This window comes from Aquiflexum sp., assembly GCF_041749095.1.
Lineage (GTDB): Bacteria > Bacteroidota > Bacteroidia > Cytophagales > Cyclobacteriaceae > Aquiflexum.
The window spans coordinates 1-18,108 of the sequence record NZ_JBGTCA010000255.1; the positions used below are offsets into that span (position 1 = coordinate 1).

The following is an 18,108-nucleotide window of genomic DNA, read 5'->3' on the forward strand; positions in this document are numbered from 1 at the left end:
TCATATCAGGATCCATCCCGGTATGAAAAATATTTAAAACTACCACTTTTGTTTCCCTAACCTGGTAAACGATCCTAAAACTCCATCGAAAAAACCTTCTTATATCCCCTTTGTTATCAGGGTAATATTCATCTATTTGATATAATGTTGGGTTTTTTGAAAGATTACCAACGGAATTGACTATTTCTCTCCTTACTTTAGACGCACTTGTAGGTGAATCTCTGGCAATCCTAGCGCAATAAAAATCCAAAGAAGCAACCGCTCTGTTGGACCACTCTACGTTTTTAATTTTCAAATCCTTTCTCCATTTGTTCCTGAGATACTACACCACCTTTATTCACTTCAGCAACAGCATCATCTATTTCTTTCTTATACTGTGAAGAAGTTAATGGTTTTCCTTGAGAGTTGAAAGTAACATTCGTCTGCTCTTTGTCTAATATGTTTTTGACATATTCCTGGAGCTTAGATAAAATTTTTACATCATCAGTTTCAGCAATGTACTGATGCAGGGTTGTCTTGATTTCCGCTATACTGTTCATGAATTTGGCTTTTGTCAAATATAGGAATTTATAAGTTTATTGATTTCATCTATTTACCTGAAATTATTTGGCTCATAAGATTTCCTGAATTGTTGTTTCTCAATTTCAAAAAAGCGCCGTCACCTGCATCCTGCCAATATGCACCAATCTTCCCAATCCCTCCGAATTTCGGCCTTCGTAGACCATGTTCATCTGCAGACCCTCACCGATTTTCTGCAGCCAGTTGAGGGACCAGGTAAGGTTATTTCCATGGGTCAATGCCTGTAGCATTTCATAACCTGTCGGAGTGTTGGCCTGCCCATTGTAGTCAATGACGATATATTTGAAATTGGCGTTGATGGTGGTTTTGATGGCCTGGGCATAGCGTAGGTCCAGTCCCATCTGATGCAATGCGGCTCTTTCCTCAATTTCCTGGTTGGCCAGATTCAGTTTGTCGGTATATTGATAGGTCACTGTGGTACGGAAAAGACTACTGGGCTGCCAGGCCAGTTCAGGACCCAATCCATATTGCTCAATATTGAAATTTCTGTTATCCAGAAAATCGGAGTTGGCAATTCTGTTACCCGTCATAAGGATAAGTCTTAGATTGACCATTGGATTGAAATTATAACGGGTATTGAGTCTCCAGTCTTTTTGGCTCAGGTCATCAAAGCCTCCGGCCAGCAACTGCTTGTTTTGACTGTCAAATAAAGAAAGATCAAAACCGTATTTTGCAGATGCACGGTTGAAGAAAAAGGAGGAACGGGTCACCTTCCTTACCGACAGAAGGTCCTCCTCCGAAAACCCTCCCACAAAAGGATTGATCCTGTCCCAGAATTCATCCGAGGTGATTTTCTTCTCAATACTCAGACTTGTGGTATTGGAGAATTTCTGCAAAAACTGCCTTATCCCTTTTTCTTTTTTCCAATCATCAGGGAATTTGGCATTGAGGCGATAATTGAAAATGGTATTGAACGCCTGTACAAATTCAGTGGTGGGCACAAAAACTTTGATAAAGTTCTTTTCTTCAGGGTTGATGGCAATATAAAATTCATTGAGCTGCTGAATCCCGTCATTATTGTCATCCCTCCAGGCATGGGTACCTTCTCCTGTAGGCACCGGTAAGAAGACGAACTCCCTTCTGAATTCCCTGCCATTACCTAGGGCGTAGCTGAGTTCATTCCGAATATTTCCTTTCCACATGGTACCCAGATAATCGATCTTACTGAGCACTGTGGTTTCCGCATCCTGGACAGTTCGCAAAAACTCCAGTTTTCTATAAGTAAAAGTACCTGTCAGATCATGGGCACCAAACCTCCTTTTCAATCCGACCATGGTCTGGAATGCTTCGGTATCAGGAGTCAACTGACCAAGAACCGGAAATTTATCTTCCCTGACCGAAGCATTGACAAAGAAAGAATACGGCAGCGTATCATTGCTCTCAATAAAAAAGAAATGCTCCAGAAAATTCATGGCGGTACTGACCACGGAATCCCGTTCCAAATTTCTCACTGCATTTCTGTCCAGGATCAATCTATAACCGGGAACCAATACTTTGGACTGATATCTTATATCACCTGTATATCGAAGCCATGAAGAATTCAAATCCCTCACATCGCTGTCGAGTAAGAAGAAATCATTCCTGATCAAAAATCTTTTCCCAAGTTCCTGATTCCATTTGGCCAAATGCTGGGTTCCGGCAAGAATATCTCCCCTATTCCTAAGGTTGAACCGATAGCTAAAATTGTTCTTGATGTCCTTGGTAACCTCCACTTGGGAAGTCAAAATCCTTTCATGCCCGGCTTCCAGCATATCTTCCGGTGACAGACTCCAATCCCGGTCAAATTCAATATACCTGAGACGATCAATAAAACTGAAATGATTGGAATTGTATTCCAACTCGGTCAGAGCTCTGAACTTATAGCCTTTCAATTTGTCAATTGGCCTGTTTTCAGACAATACCCCTGATTTGATGGCAAAGCCATTATTGTCCTCATTGTCAATCGAAGAAAAAAGGTTCTGATCCACATTGGAAAACGCCAATTCTGTATAGACCTGCTCATATTCACTAAGCTTGATTCTAGTGCCGGCCGTAAACATTTGTTTTTTGTTGGGTGCCGGTAGCGGAGAGAGAATCGAATAATTCCCCTGTGGTTCACCATTGACTCTGGGCCTGAAGACATACACCGGCCCATTTGCAATCTGCCTGTCCCTGACATAATCACCATTTCCACGCCCCACTTCGCTGAAAGAAACTGCAAAATGGGCTACTTCCGAATCTGTACTGTATTCAAAATAGGTGATGGGATTCCCATTATCATCCAAATCCTGAACTCTCCTGTATAGAATCCTATTTGGATCAAAAGCAATGCTGTCTACTCTTGGCACTGAGGCCGCATTAAGGTCATCCCCTACAGATGCCAACAGCTGTTTGTCAGCATCTGAAAATTCAAAGAAAAGAGGCCGGTTTCTGTTGTCCTGTTCCCTGTAGAAATTCATATATACAGCGACTTTATCTGTCTCCTGAATATGATTGGCTGTGAGAATAGACCGGGAGAAGTTCCTTTCAGCATATTCAAAATCAATCCTGATCCTGGTATATTGGGTAATCAGCACATTGGGTGTAAAAGTAATCTCGCCCTGATTATAATCAATCACATAATCATAATTGAAGCCCCTCTGAAGCTGCCTGCCATCATAGAAAACCCTTTCGGAGTTGGCCATGACGATCACAAAACGCTCGTTTTGAGGCCCGGGTATCCGGTAAGGCCCTAAAGTTCCTTCACTGACTTCAAGGACAATCGAAGCAAATTTCCCTTTGGCAACTGAGGCTGCTGCTTGTGTAGAGGCTTTCCACTTTTCCCCCAATTTATATTGGGTAGTCACCTGGGCTCCTTGGACGTTTTTGTAATACCTCAAAAACTCTGATTGCCTCTGCTGCAAAACTACATCCCCGGCAGCAAGATTAAAATCATCATTGTATAATTCCACCAGCACATTGTCAAAATCCTGCAACTGTTGGGTATTTCCTTCAGGCTGAAAAGGTACGTTTTGATCGGAAATACTTGCCCGGATATTCAGATTTTCAGCCAACTGACCGTTCATTTGAAGGTTGAGGGAAGAGTTAACAAAAAGATTCTGGGTATTTCCAAAAGATATTCCCCTGGTCAGATTCCCGGATTTATTCAGATTGGTACTGGGAAAAAGCTCTTCCCTAAAATCAAAGGAAGGCAAAGCCTTGACCCTATTGTCCCTAAACAAGGCCATTGAATCATAATCGGCCATTAAGGTCCTTTTTGCTACCGTCTGATGAAAACTATATGGAAAAGTCCTGTAACAAACCAACAGGGAATCAGGAACAGTGGAACTTCCGAATAGAATGCTCAGGTATCCGGTGTTGAGTTGATAAGTAATGGGATAGGTCTTTTGATCTTTGTCCTTCACACTGATGCTTTCCTCCAAAACACTTAGGGAATCAAGCAGAAAGGGTTCAGAAAAAACATCAGCTTTTACCCACCTACAGATTTCAGATTGAGCAAAAGTGCTTACCCGAAAGCCAGTGATCAAAACCAAGACAATAACCAAGTACCCAAACCTATACATTCTGAACTGCAAATAACCTTGCTAAGGTAATATTTTAAGCAAAAAGATTGCATATAGGCCGGTTTTTCTAAAAACCAATCAAGGCTCACTTCATTCGGACAAATTAAAGGCAAGAAAAAAAGAGGTGCCTTTCCCCTCAATGGTTTCGAACCAAATCTTACCTCCCTCTGTTTCGACGCCCCTTTTGGCAATGGCCAACCCAAGACCTGAACCCTCCGATTTAGTACTGAAATTTGGCATAAAAATTTTATCTCTCAGCTCTTTTCGAATTCCTTTGCCATTGTCCCGAACCTCGAGTACAACCTGATTTTCTATTATCCTGAGAAAAACATGGATAACCGCCTTTTTCAGGTGGTCTGAGGCCTGAAAACCGTTAATGATCAAATTGGCGATGATTCTTCCAAAAAGTTGTTTATCCCCAAGTACTGTCAAATTCGCTTCTTCGGTCAGATCCCCAAAAATGATTTTCTCGTTCTCTCTGTTTTTGAAAAGCTCTAAAGTACCCAAAACCACTGCCTTAAAATCCATCAACTCCTTTTTGGGCTGTGGCATCTTGGCAAAATTGGAAAATGAGGTTGCAATATCACTAAGTGTATCCACCTGATGGATCAATGTCTCAATGGGCTGCTTGAGTTTGATGGGATCATCCAGGTTCCCTTCTGCCTGAAGTCTCAACAAATGCTGAAGAGTAAGCTTCATCGGGGTTAGCGGGTTTTTGATTTCGTGAGCTACCTGTTTTGCCATTTCCCTCCATGCAGATTCTTTTTCAGTTTCAGCCAGCTCTTTTTTACTGGCATCCAATTTAAAAAGCATATTGTTGTATTCTTTAACCAGAAGCCCAATCTCATCATTGGCAGGCCAGTACATGGGTTCGTTATTCTCCAGACCTGTTACTTTCAGCTTTTGGGTAAGAAGCTTGAAAGGAAAAGTCAGATTTTTGGACACGAAATAAGAGATGAACAAAAACAAAATGAAAACCAGAACAAAGATATTGATGATATTGCTCAAAACATCTGCAATCAACAGGTCGAGTTCAGTTTCTGATTCGAAAAATGGTACGGCTAAAATTGCCTGAACTTCCTGGCCATCATTGGTTCGGATGGCTGCATATACTGATTTGAAACTGAGGGTTCCAATGGTTTCTCCCAAGAGCGCAAGGTTATTCTGTCCTTCTATCAATTCCACAATTGCTTGTGGGTTGATGTAAGGAGTCAATACTTTTTTATCAAAAATATTGGGCTGGGAAGTGCTGATAAGAAAGCCCCGGTTGTCATACAGGTTGATATCTGTATTCGCATTCCCTGACAGATTGTTCATGGCTTCCTCAAGTTCATCTTTTCCCAATAGTCCGGTTCTCTGCTTTTCAATCACATTAGATAGATTGTCTTTTACCAGGGATGCTTTTTGCAGGTATTGCCGGTGAAGTTCTTCCTGGTAAGAATTGGTAAAAAGACCGACAATGATCAGACTTATGATCAAAATGGGGAAAAAGAATGCAAAATTAAGATAGAGCTGAAGTTTGGTGGCATAATTGAAATTAAAAGACCCCATCCTCCGAGAGAATGTCACTGCCAAAAGACTTATTAGCGTAAAAGCTATAAAGCCCAAAAAGAACAGGGAAATATCAGCAAGGATATAATAGAAAGGATACACCGGAGAAGAAACTATGATGACCCTATCATTTTCCCTTACACCTATATGATGAAATTTTTTCCTATAGACTCCCTTCTCATATAATATCGGCTGGTTTAAAATATTCTTCAGATCGGCAGCCCTGTAATTGAACAGCCCTGCTCCGTACTGCAACTCTTCCTCCTCATAAACTGCGAAATCATATTTTTTTTGATTCAGACTTCCCACGTATTTCTCATCCATCAGAAGTTTTGGGAATACCGAACCTGCAAGAATCCTTAGTTGCCGTAACTCCAAATACACTGTACCAATGTATACGTCATCTCTATACAATGGAATAAATGCAAAATACTGATTACCCTCCCCTTCTTTTCCTTGATTGATAAAATAAAGGCCCCTAACGGAGGTGGCATAATCACTTTTTACATAATCCCTTCTCAGTTCATCCAACTCATTGATATTCCCCCGGTCAAGAACGTTGTCTCCTATAGCGTTGAATACTTTGATCTTAAGAGCGTATTGGTCAAAATAATTGTCAACATGAATCTTCCTGATCTTTTTCTCAATTGACTCTTTTTGCATCAATGGATCCACCAATGAAGTCTTAATAAAAATATCTTCACTTACCCGTTTTATAATATCTGAGAGGAAAAACTCTGCCAGGATATCATTCTCGATCAGTTGCTGCGAACCAAAACTTAATTTGGACTGAAAATTCCTGCTCAAATAAACTTGATGCGATGCAATCCCCGTGATAATAGCTGCAATCAGACAGCCAAAAAAGAAAGTCAGAAATGTGTTCAGGCCAATTTTAAAAATATGTCTGTACAAATTAAAATGGATGGCTGCAACCAGTAAAATAAAGTGGGCCATATATGCTGCCGCCCACATCCAGTTGATATAACCAAGTCCAAGCAAAAAAGGAATAGAAAAATATATCAAGGTGAAAATTGCCTTGGATTTGGGTACAGAATTGTCGTAAAATATAAGATTCAGAATCAGAACTGTAAACATAAAATACCCAGCGCCACCTATAAAGACAACCAATAGGCTGATGAACTTAAACCAATCCAAAGAAGGAAGGCTCAGTATATTGAGGTCCCATTGTGAATTGCTAAGGATATCTATATATAAACCATAAAAAACCATCAATAATGCCGTTGAAGCCAAATAGGCCATTAACAAAAATAAACGGCTATTATACCTTATTTTTTTTGCTCCCAACCAGGCTTTAAACTCTTTGCCCGCAATGTATGCCAACAGCATCCCGAAAATGATGGCAAGGCAGATAATATTGATAAAGAGGTCGCCAAGGCTTGGATTGAAATAAGAAGAGGCATATCCTGTGGGGTCAAAGAGATCAAAATCAAAATAATCCCTTGGAAACCGAAACAAAAGCATCAAAGCGCGGACAATAAAAAGCACAAGGCCGGCATATAAGATTGACCTTATTTTTTCCCCTTTTCGCCAATATACAAGCACTATTCCCCTTGTTAATATCAACACCAGAATCAATAAAGAAAAGAAGAATATCAGAATTGCAATTTTGTTGGATTGTTCGATATGCAAATGATCTGGATCAAAATAAACCGAAAATAAAAATTCCCCTTTGTTTCCTACGACATCTTTAAACCCTTCTTCTTGTTTTTCGGATAAAGCAATTATACCATCACCAAATACAGATTTATTGAAACCCGATTGCAGAAACTCATTTTGTATATCTCTTTTAAAATAGAGGGGGTACAACTGCACCAACCAAAAACCTTTGTTATTTCTGGTAAACCTTTTGATTTTCGAAAAATAAATCCCAAACCGATCCTCAAGGATATGCTGATTCATCCTTGGATCCACCAGGTCAAATTCAGGCATAAATGAAAAATCTGACCAATAAACCAATTCACCCGATTCGCTGAAAATATAATACGGGTGGTTTGATTCAATGGTAAGATTAGTAAAGGAAAGTGCCTCATCGGGCCTATTGGCCATCAAAAGCGCAATAAAATCATCATTAAACTGAAGGTCAATTTTTTTAATTTTTTTGGAAATTGGCTGCACTAGTTTTTCTGCATCATCCTTCCTCGAAAACATATAATTGACAGCCAAAAAAACTCCGAGACTGATTAAAGCAATAAAAAGAGGAACACGTTTAATTTTGTGCATAACCATAAGGTAAGCAAAAAGCAAAATCCATACCCATACTATGCTTATATTTTAATATTTTTCTCCGTGAAAAATAAACTTGGATTTTCTTTTTTTTGCATTTCTGTACCAAAAATATCCGATAAATGCTGCAATCAAATATGGCATGGCAAAAAGATACAAAATCCCCATGTTTAGCCCGGCCCCTATGCTTGTTTCCCCATTACTGACGTTGTTTTCGATCGAAGCACGGCACATGGCACATTGTGCATAAACAGGCGCCTGAATGGCAATAAACGACATTAAGAAAAGAAGGGTCTTAATAATGGATTTCATATTTAGGGAAACGTCAGATTTTCTTGAATAGTTTAGAGATTGTAATAAGGACTTATCATCAGGTAAACCAATACACCTGTCACCGTAACATACAACCAAATAGGAAAGGCAAATTTAACAACTTTTCTGTGCTTTTCCCTTTGATCGGTGTGTCCGTAATAATAGGCAAGCAAAATCGGAAACAATGCGACTGCAGCAAGGATGATATGGGTAATCAGAATAAAATAATAAACTTTTCTAATCAGACCTTCCCCTCCAAATGAGGTGCTTTCGGCAGTGGCATGATAAACAACATAAGAAAGAAGAAAAATCGCTCCCAAAACAAAAGCAGTAGTCATAGATGCCCTATGAAATTCTATGTTTCCTTTTTTAATAAAAATCACCCCAAAAATCAAAGCGATGGAGGCTGCTGTGTTGATAACAGCATTTAGATGCGGCAGAAAATAAACCCAATCACTAGCCAAATCAATTTTGGAAGGCATAAAGAGCAGCACTGCTACTACAACAGGTACCGCAACTGCAATCAAGGTAATCCATCTAATGATGCCCTTATCCGGCGATTGAACAAGTGAACTATTCTTTTCCATGTAATAATATTTTTGTTTCCAAAATCAATCTATCGACTTCTTCCCTATTGGTGCCACTGTAATATCCCCGGATTCTACCCACATCGTCCACCAACACAAATTTGTCACTATGAATGAATTCCTCGGGTTCGCCCATTCCATCCAGAGTAGGTAGGATAAATCCACACCTTGCTAAATTGTATATTTTTGCTTTGTCTCCTGTTAGAAAAAACCATTTGTCAGGAGTGGCCAAGTGCTTTTGTGCATAAGATGCAAGTATCTCAGGTGTATCAAATTCGGGGTCAATGGAAATCGAATAAATCTGAACGTCCCGGTCATTTCTGAAAGCATCATCTACTCTTTCCATTTCTGTGGACATTACCGGACAGATACTTGGGCAAGAGGTAAAAAAGAAATCGACAATGGTTATTTTGCCTTCCATATCAGATTTACCCCTCTCCTTGTTTTCATGGGTAACCAATTTAAACTCGGGAATATAATGTTGTCCTGATTCTTCAACATCGCATTCACTGAAAGGGTTTTCAACGCCGTTCTCATATAGAATCGGTATATCATATCTGTTGCTTCCAAAAGACTTCAGGAATACAATAATCAGAATCGGCACCATCAGTATACACAACAATACCAAACCTTGTAAAATCCTCACCTCTTTCATTTTTCTTTATATGTAAACAAAAAAGTAGGTCAGAGTTCTTGACCCGGACCTACTTTTTTTTAAAATAAATCAATAAATTTTTACCATCTTAAAAGGAAGATATCACTTCCTTCTCTCATCAATGCGATTACCAACCACACCAAGAATATCAATGGAACTATAATGGAAAAAAACAAGGGCTTAGCTTCCTCTCCAAGGTGCATGAATTCCATCATGATATATTTTGCTTTCCAAATGGTAAGTCCAATGAAAATGGCATATAGTAGAATGCCCCGTGGAAGTGTAAAAGCAAAAGCAAACTCAACGAGGGTCAGTAACAACAGAATTCCCGCAGTTTTCCAAATTTTCTTTATTTTGGCTTCATCTCGTGGAGCAACCTCTAATGCCGATTTATTTTCTTGCATAGCCATATTTCAATATTTTTAATTTTAGATCAGATAGAATAAAGTAAACACAAATACCCAAACCAAGTCAACAAAGTGCCAGTAAAGACCGATTTTCTCTACCATTTCGTAGTGGCCTCTCTTTTCATATACACCAACAGCAGCTTGGTAAAAGCATAAGAACAGGAGAAAAACTCCAAGTGTTACGTGAAAACCATGGAAGCCTGTAATAAAGAAGAATAATTGAGCAAATGCAGGAGGGCCGTATTCATTGACGGAAAGATTGGCGCCATGTACAACCTCTGTAACCACTTTTCCTAAATTTTTGACATAAGTAAGTACAGTGCCTCCATCAGTTCCATGGATAAAGTGGGACCATTCCCAAGCCTGACAACTTAAAAAGGTAATACCTCCCAAAAGTGTCCAAAGCAACCATTTCACTACATCATTTCTATCGTTTCTATGTCCTGCCTCTACAGCCAAAACCATGGTAACTGAACTCATGATCAGGATAAATGTCATCAACCCTACAAAGGCAAGTGGAATATGCACTCCGTGAAAAAATGGAATGGCATCAAATACCAATTCGGGAACAGGCCAATATTCATTTGAACCTACAAAGGATTCCGTTGGACCTGCGTAAATAGGGAAACTCACCCTTATTGATATATAAGTGATCAATAATGCAGCAAAAGTAAAGATATCAGAAAGTAAGAAAAACCACATCATTAGTTTTCCATAACTGGCCTTGAGCGGTTCATTTCCACCTCCCCAGACACCTCTTTTGGGACTCACCCCGATAGCAGTTGCAGACGTTGACATATTTTATATTTGATTAAAATTTAATTTAATGATTCAATAATAAGAACATAAACAGGTATAGCCAAAGCCCACCAAGGAAATGCCAGTAGGTGACGCACATCTCCATTCTATCCATGTTTTTGGAATGTACCTGATATTTAAAGGACGAAATTAATACAATAATTAGAAATATCACACCGCTTATCAAGTGTAATGCATGCAAACCGGTGAAAACGTATAGAAATGAACCGGCAGGATTTCCTACAAAGAACACATCTCTTTCCACCAATGCAGCCCAACTGTACCATTGTCCAACAAGAAATGCCACCCCAAGTATAGAGGTAATTATCATTCCAAGCCTGATTTTGGCCAGCTCATCTTTTTTTGCTGACATATAGGCCCAATGCAAAAAAACACTGCTCAGGATGATGATGGCTGAATTGTACCAGAATATGTCAGGCAAATCAAATTCCAACCAATTCCCCTCTGACTGTCTTACAATATAGGCACTCGTCAATGAGGCAAAAATCATTACAACTGTAACAATAAACAGCCACAGGGCAAACTTTTTGGGGTGCATGGCTATAGGTTGCTCAGCACCATCTATGTATGCATATTTTTCTTCCATGATTACACTTTATCTAATAAATATGCTATTTGAACAATCGGAAGATACAGGAAAGATCCGAACATGATTTTCAGGGCAGACTTTCTGGAACAATCCTTCATCAATGAGAAGGTTTGCGCCAAAAACAAGACCCCGCATACCGTAGCGACAATTCCTGAATTGAGACCTGTCAATCCAAAATAAGTCGGTAACAAACCCAATGGAATCAGAAACAGTGTATAAATCATTATCTGAATAGCTGTATTCAAGTCTTTTTGACCACCACTGGGAAGCAGTTTGAATCCTGCTCTTTTGTAATCCTCATCGCTGACCCATGCAATGGCCCAAAAATGTGGGAACTGCCAGATAAACTGGATTCCAAATATTATCAAAGCTTCATGAGAAATTGCTCCCGTGGCTGCTGTCCATCCCAATAGCGGTGGCATCGCACCCGGGATTGCTCCTACTAACACTGCTATGGGGCCGACTCTTTTGAGCGGGGTATAAACAAATACATATAGTATCATGCTTAGAATGCCAAGGATAGTAGTTAATGGATTTGTGAAAATCCACAGAATGGATATTCCCAAGAATCCTATCAGCGAAGTAAACCAATAGGCTTCCTTCAAGGAAATCTGATTCAATGGTAAAGGACGGTTTTGGGTCCTTTGCATCAATTTATCAAAATCACGCTCCCAAATCTCATTGGCCGCACCTGATGCCCCACTGATAAGAAATCCTCCTATCATCAGGGCAAAAAACTTGCCCCATGAAAAGATTACTCCGGAATCACCAAGAATAAATCCGAAAACAGCGGAGAAAGTCACAAGAGCCGAAAGCCGGAACTTGATCAACTCGTAGTAAATCCTGGCCCTTAAAACCAGGAAATTCATTAATGTATCTTCTGTTAAATTTAAAGTTCTCATGAACCTATTTTTTCAATATTTAATTTTCTTTGATCACTCAACTGAAGCAAGATGACAAATTGTATCCCAATGATCAATGTGCCCATCAAAAGGTGAATCGGTTGTAAGAATGCAGGTATTGCGAAATAAGCCATCCCCACACCGGTCATAATTTCAATAAATAAAACCACCATCAACACTTGCGACCATTTAAACACCTTTGCATGCCTTAATGAATACTTATATACTTTATAAATGAACAACAAATGTATCCCAAGGATCAATAATGAATAAGATCTATGAATAAGAAATGGTAAACCCAAATGACTTATCCATTCCCCCCTCAATAAATTCCCAAATTCAAATGCCACTTTATCCGCACTTTCCCTTACCTGTGTTCCCAATACTATCTGAACCGACATCAATACAAAGGCAATTAGTAAGATCACAAAAAGCCTGTTTGGTTTTGCGGTCATCTTTTGAACCGGGTAAGCCAACCGATGAGCCCTGTAATGGACATAAAGCAAGAGACATACGATCAGCAAGGCAAGAACCATGTGTAGGGTAATCATCCACGTCAATAGATTGGTCGATACCACAATAGAACCTATCCATGCCTGAAACAGGACAAGAATCATATTGAAGAAGGCCAAGATCGGAATTACTTTATCCTGATTCCACAACGGTATTGATCTGAGCAAGGTAAGGAATACCAATATACCGATTAGGGCACCTATTAACCTATTGACATATTCAATCCATGTTTTGACAGGATTAAATTCCTCTTCTATGAGGATACTTTTATCATTTTTGATTTCAGCGGCTTTTTCTTGGAATCCAAGACTTTCCAATTGGGCTATGAATTTTTCATTTTTCTCAACCCGTTTGGCCAGGTAAATATCCTGATAATCATTTGGGAGCTGATTCACACTTGTAGGTGGAATCCAGCTCCCAAAGCATTTAGGCCAATCGGGACATCCCATTCCGGAACCTGTACTTCGTACAATCCCTCCGACCAGTATTAGAAAATAAACAGCTAACACGGTGATCAATGAAATCCTGCGAAAGCTGTTTATGGAATTAAGATTCTTTTGATTCATTGGCTACCAATACGGCCTCTTCATCTGCAATGATTTCTTTTTCAAGTTTCACCAACTCCTGTTCATGGGGGAGATTGGATTCAGGTGTAGCAGATAGGGGTACAGTTTGAGGGATGAAGTCTTCCTTGGCACCAGGCTTGGAATAATCATACGGCCACCTGTAAACTGTTGGAATTTCTCCGGGCCAGTTTCCGTGTCCAGGGTGAAGCGGTGTAGTCCATTCAAGCGTATTGGACCTCCATGGGTTCAATGAAGCTACTCTTCCTCTGTACATAGAATAGAAGAAGTTGAATAAGAAGATAAGCTGTGCGCCAAAGGTGATTATCGCTGCCACAGATACAAACATATTCAGGTCAGTGTACATATTTGTAAACTCAAATCCTGTAAATGAATAATATCTTCTTGGAAACCCTGCAATACCGATGTAGTGCATTGGGAAGAATACTAGATATACTCCTATAAACGTCAGCCAGAAATGGATGTAACCCAATCTAGCATCCATCATTCTTCCAAACATTTTTGGGAACCAGTGATAAACACCGGCCACCATTCCAAAGAAAGACGCTGAACCCATTACCAGGTGGAAGTGGGCCACTACGAAATACGTGTCGTGTAACTGTATATCAATGGCTGAGTTACCTAAGAAAATTCCTGTCAAACCACCGGATATAAAGAAGGACACCAATCCAATAGAGAACAACATCCCAGGTGTGAATATTAAATTTCCTCTCCAAAGGGTCGTCAGATAGTTGAATACTTTAACTGCTGAAGGAATGGCAATAATCAATGTCAAGAACATGAAAATGGATCCTAAGAACGGATTCATTCCGGATACAAACATGTGGTGTGCCCAAACCACAAATGATAAAATGGTAATAGCCAACAATGATATAATCATGGCCTTGTATCCGAAAATCGGTTTTCTTGAATTAGTGGCGATAATCTCAGATGTGATGCCAAGTGCCGGCAATATGACTATATATACCTCAGGATGTCCCAAAAACCAAAATAGGTGTTGGTATAAAACCGGGCTGCCTCCGGTATTGGGCAACGCTTCACCACCTATATAAATATCAGAAAGGTAAAAACTGGTACCAAAACTTCTGTCAAATACCAGCAAAAGAGCTGCTGAAAATAATACAGGGAAAGATAAAAGTCCTACTACAGCAGTTAGAAAGATCGCCCAAATGGTTAATGGAAGTCTTGAAAAAGACAACCCTTTGGTTCTTAGGTTGATGACTGTGGTAATGTAATTAATGCCTCCCAGAAGTGATGAAGCAATAAAGAAAGTCATTGCTATCAACCATAAGGTCATTCCCAAACCTGAACCTGGCATAGCTTGCTCCAGTGCTGAAAGTGGTGGATACACTACCCACCCACCGGATGCCGGCCCAGTTTCGATAAACAGGGAAATGAACATGATCACTCCTGATACAAAGAAGAACCAATAAGAAAGCATGTTCATAAAACCGGAAGCCATATCTCTGGCACCAATCTGAAGAGGAATCAGAAAATTAGCAAAAGTACCACTCAGACCTGCTGTTAATACAAAGAATACCATAATGGTACCGTGCATTGTGACAAGGGCAAGATAGAATTCAGGATCCAATTTACCATCAGGAGTAATCCATCCTCTTAAAACAGGTCTTAGCCACTCAAGATCCATTTCAGGAAACCCAAGCTGTAGTCTGAAAATCAGGGATAATAAACCTCCTATAATTGCCCAAAACATCCCGGTAACCAAAAACTGCTTACCGATCATTTTATGGTCTTGTGTGAATATATACTTGGTAATGAAATTGTCGTGGTGCTCGTGATCATGATGATCATGATGCGCCTCGCTGTGTGTAGCTGTATGAGCTGTTGCCATAATAATGATAATTTAATTACTTATGTTCGCTGATTGTAATGTCAGCCAATTCTTTCAATTCGGTTGGAAGGTCAGCGACCAACGCAGGGTTATTCACGATATAAGGTTTTTGTTCGGACAGCCATTTTTTATATTCCGCAGGCTCCACAACCCTTAATTCTTTTCTCATGGCATTGTGACCACGTCCGCAGATTTCTGTACAGGCAATCTCATATACAAATTCAGGATCATTGAGTTCTGCCCTCATCTCTTCGGTAGTCTTGGTAGCTGTAAACCAAAATCTTGTTGGCATACCGGGTACTGCATCCATTTTCAACCGCATGTGCGGAGCAAATACTGAGTGTAATACATCCCTGGCTCTGATTCTAAATAACACAGGCTCTCCTTTAGGTATAACAACTACTGGAGAAGAGAAATCATCAAATGAATTCTTGTCTGAGAAGTCAACACCTGATATATTGTTTGCAGTGGTCAACCTATAGTCATTTTCACCCAACACATTATCCAAGCCGGGATATCTTACTTCCCACGCAAACTGATATCCCATCAATTCAATTATATGAGAATTTTCAGGCGCTGGCGCTGTAATGTCAGACCATGCTTTCCAACCCCCAATAACCAAAGCAGCCAGAACAACAGCCGGTATAACTGTCCATATTAATTCGAGTTTATTATTTTCAGGGAAGAAACTTGCTTTTCTATCTTCTTTGTATTGGTACTTAAATGGAAACCAAAATAAAAGCACGTGAGTAATAAGGAAAACAATTCCTGTTACTGCCATTGTAATCCAAAAGAGTTGATCAGTTACAACCCCATGCTCAGAGGCAATTGGCATTTGGTAGTTGTCAAATTCCTTTATAGAATACCAGAACATTAAAATACTTCCTCCAACTAAAAAGAAAATAAACATCCAGGCATTTATTTTATTACTTCCTGAGGCTATTTTTTTGTCACTGCCCTTTACTACCGACACTAGTGTCTGAATTCTGTAAACCATCCATAAAATGGACAGTAACAAAATAATACCTACTATAATTAGAAATCCGTACATAACTTTAAACTTTTCGGATAATTAAATGTGATGATGATAACTTTCCTCCAACATTGGATGATTTTTGGCAATCAGATTACCTTTTGCAAGATTGCTCATGAGTACAAAAGCAAATGCAGATGCATAAACCAGGAGCAATCCTATTTCCATTAATCCAAAACCTCCATTTTGACCAAGAGTACCTGGCTGGACCATTAAGAAGAAATCGATCCAATGTCCCAAGATAATCAGAGTACACACCAATTTTAAGAACACACCATGCCTTTTAGCATCTCGTGTCATTAAAACAAGGAACGGCAGGAAGAAGTTTAAACCTAGATTTACAAATATAAACGGGCTGTACACATCACTATGGAGTCTTTCTACAAAGTAAAATGTCTCCTCTGGAATATGCGCATAATAAATCAGAAGGTACTGGGAAAACCATATATAAGTCCAGAAGATTGAAAAGGCAAATACAAATTTGCCCATATCATGGATATGGTTTTCGTTGACCATCTTTAGGTAACCCTGACCTTTGAGGTACAAGGTGACAAGAGTCATTGCGGATAGTCCTGCTACAAACCAAGAAGCAAATACATACCAGCCAAACATAGTGGAGAACCAGTGTGTATCTATGGACAGAACCCAATCCCAAGCTGAAATAGAAGATGAAACTGCAAAGAAAATAATGAATATAGCTGACCATTTTCTCATTATGTAGTAGTACTCATTTCCTCCCTGAATATCCTGCTCAAAGGATAAGGATTTTAGTTTGTTAAAAAAGAAAACCCAAAATCCAAAGAAGAGTACCATTCTACCGATAAAGAAAATTGGAAATGTTCCTTTTTCCATAGGCCAATAGAAGTAAGCCCCTTTACCATCAATGATCTCGTCGAATTTAGTTAAATCAGATTTATCATATAAATAGGAATGTGTCCAGTGAAAAATATCATGATTAAATAAAAAGAAACTTACAATCATCAAAACTGCTGCAAATGGTAGCCAATTCCCGAAAGCCAGGAAAATTCTCAGCAAAGGCGCTGACCATCCTGCTTGAGCCGCATATTGGATTGCAAAGAAGAAAACTCCAATGATTGCAATCCCGGTGAAATAAACATTGTTGATCCAGATATTGGCATATAACCTATGGTACCAATGGAAGGCATGGCCACCGGTCATTGCAGCTATGATTCCTGCTATAAGAATTAAAGCACCTATGCCCAAAACGATAAATATTGATTTTTTCAGCCCTGCCGAAAACTCATATTTTTGATCCAAATTATAATTTGTATTACCGTGTTCCATACTTATTGCTTCTGAATTTCTTGTTTAACATAGTGAACAATCTTCCAGATTCTTTCTTGCTGAATCTGTGAACCATGAGCACCCATCCTTCCTTTGCCTTTCATGATGACATGAAAGATGTGTCCCTCAGGCAAATTAATGTATGCTCCACCTTTAAGATTGGCAACTCCCCCAATAACTTCTCCTGCTCTACCGTCACCTTCACCTCCGGCACCATGGCAAGTAGAACAATATTGGCCATATAAAACCAATCCTTCAGCCAAAACCTTATCCGATAGTTCAATTGGGTTTTCAATTTCAGCAGCAGCTTCCAGTTCGAAGGCCTTTAGTCTATAAGGCAAATAACCATCTTTGGTCCTCGGAACAGTGTTAGGCACAGGTTCCCTCATATTCATCCTGTATGGGTTGTTAATATTACTGTTAAAAAACTCTCCTTTACCATCTTCTCTGGAAGACAACCAACTACCTTCATTTTCATTGATGATTTGAGTCAAAGGCTCATAAGCTACCGAATTGTACATTTGGGGAGCATATTCGTATCCAGGATGATCTCCTGAAGCTCCACAAGACGCAAATCCGAATGCAAGCCCTGCAAGAGAGGCAATATATATCGAATGTCTGATTTTCATATCCT

At 39.5% G+C, this 18,108-nt stretch carries 16 protein-coding genes; all 16 read right to left on the reverse strand.

All coding sequences use genetic code 11. The annotated features are described in order from the left end of the window. On the reverse strand, positions 1-295 hold a 295-nt coding region (locus ACEW8O_RS11815; protein WP_373494833.1), incomplete at its 3' end, for a type II toxin-antitoxin system RelE/ParE family toxin. Beyond that, positions 285-539, reverse strand: coding sequence for a hypothetical protein (locus ACEW8O_RS11820; RefSeq protein ID WP_373494834.1), 255 nt, complete (start codon positions 537-539; stop codon positions 285-287). The genes ACEW8O_RS11820 and ACEW8O_RS11815, both read right to left, overlap by 11 nt. Before the next feature lie 105 nt (positions 540-644). After that, on the reverse strand, positions 645-4,121 hold the full coding sequence (locus ACEW8O_RS11825; RefSeq protein WP_373494854.1) for a hypothetical protein: 3,477 nt from the start codon (positions 4,119-4,121) through the stop codon (positions 645-647). A 90-nt stretch (positions 4,122-4,211) separates the two neighbouring features. Next, the gene (locus tag ACEW8O_RS11830; RefSeq protein WP_373494835.1) at positions 4,212-7,913 is read right to left on the reverse strand and encodes an ATP-binding protein; all 3,702 of its coding nucleotides are present in this window, start codon (positions 7,911-7,913) and stop codon (positions 4,212-4,214) included. 51 nt (positions 7,914-7,964) lie between these two features. Beyond that, on the reverse strand, positions 7,965-8,228 hold the full coding sequence (locus ACEW8O_RS11835) for a hypothetical protein (protein WP_373494836.1): 264 nt from the start codon (positions 8,226-8,228) through the stop codon (positions 7,965-7,967). Between the two features lie 32 nt (positions 8,229-8,260). Then, positions 8,261-8,815, reverse strand: a complete 555-nt coding sequence (locus ACEW8O_RS11840; protein WP_373494837.1) for a DUF420 domain-containing protein — start codon at positions 8,813-8,815, stop codon at positions 8,261-8,263. Further along, positions 8,802-9,470 (reverse strand): SCO family protein, encoded by a 669-nt coding sequence (locus tag ACEW8O_RS11845; protein ID WP_373494838.1) that lies wholly within the window; start codon positions 9,468-9,470, stop codon positions 8,802-8,804. Before ACEW8O_RS11845 ends, ACEW8O_RS11840 begins: the two co-directional genes overlap by 14 nt. Before the next feature lie 80 nt (positions 9,471-9,550). After that, positions 9,551-9,880 (reverse strand): cytochrome C oxidase subunit IV family protein, encoded by a 330-nt coding sequence (locus ACEW8O_RS11850; RefSeq protein WP_373494839.1) that lies wholly within the window; start codon positions 9,878-9,880, stop codon positions 9,551-9,553. An 18-nt stretch (positions 9,881-9,898) separates the two neighbouring features. Continuing rightward, the gene (locus ACEW8O_RS11855; protein WP_373494840.1) at positions 9,899-10,675 is read right to left on the reverse strand and encodes a cytochrome c oxidase subunit 3; all 777 of its coding nucleotides are present in this window, start codon (positions 10,673-10,675) and stop codon (positions 9,899-9,901) included. A gap of 25 nt (positions 10,676-10,700) precedes the next feature. Next, on the reverse strand, positions 10,701-11,282 hold the full coding sequence (locus ACEW8O_RS11860; protein WP_373494841.1) for a heme-copper oxidase subunit III: 582 nt from the start codon (positions 11,280-11,282) through the stop codon (positions 10,701-10,703). Between the two features lie 2 nt (positions 11,283-11,284). Continuing rightward, positions 11,285-12,187: a heme o synthase gene (gene cyoE / locus ACEW8O_RS11865; protein ID WP_373494842.1), complete on the reverse strand. Its 903-nt coding sequence runs from the start codon at positions 12,185-12,187 to the stop codon at positions 11,285-11,287. Beyond that, positions 12,184-13,266 carry a heme A synthase gene (locus ACEW8O_RS11870; RefSeq protein WP_373494843.1) on the reverse strand — a complete coding sequence of 361 codons (1,083 nt, stop codon included), beginning with the start codon at positions 13,264-13,266 and terminating at the stop codon, positions 12,184-12,186. The genes cyoE and ACEW8O_RS11870 overlap by 4 nt, the downstream gene beginning before the upstream one ends. Further along, positions 13,247-15,136 (reverse strand): cbb3-type cytochrome c oxidase subunit I, encoded by a 1,890-nt coding sequence (locus tag ACEW8O_RS11875; RefSeq protein WP_373494844.1) that lies wholly within the window; start codon positions 15,134-15,136, stop codon positions 13,247-13,249. The genes ACEW8O_RS11870 and ACEW8O_RS11875 overlap by 20 nt, the downstream gene beginning before the upstream one ends. Before the next feature lie 16 nt (positions 15,137-15,152). Continuing rightward, positions 15,153-16,187, reverse strand: coding sequence for a cytochrome c oxidase subunit II (locus ACEW8O_RS11880; protein ID WP_373494845.1), 1,035 nt, complete (start codon positions 16,185-16,187; stop codon positions 15,153-15,155). 21 nt (positions 16,188-16,208) lie between these two features. After that, complete coding sequence (locus ACEW8O_RS11885; RefSeq protein WP_373494846.1) at positions 16,209-17,474, reverse strand: quinol:cytochrome C oxidoreductase; 1,266 nt, start codon at positions 17,472-17,474, stop codon at positions 16,209-16,211. Between the two features lie 2 nt (positions 17,475-17,476). Next, positions 17,477-18,103 (reverse strand): cytochrome c, encoded by a 627-nt coding sequence (locus ACEW8O_RS11890; protein ID WP_373494847.1) that lies wholly within the window; start codon positions 18,101-18,103, stop codon positions 17,477-17,479. Positions 18,104-18,108: the final 5 nt, after the last annotated feature.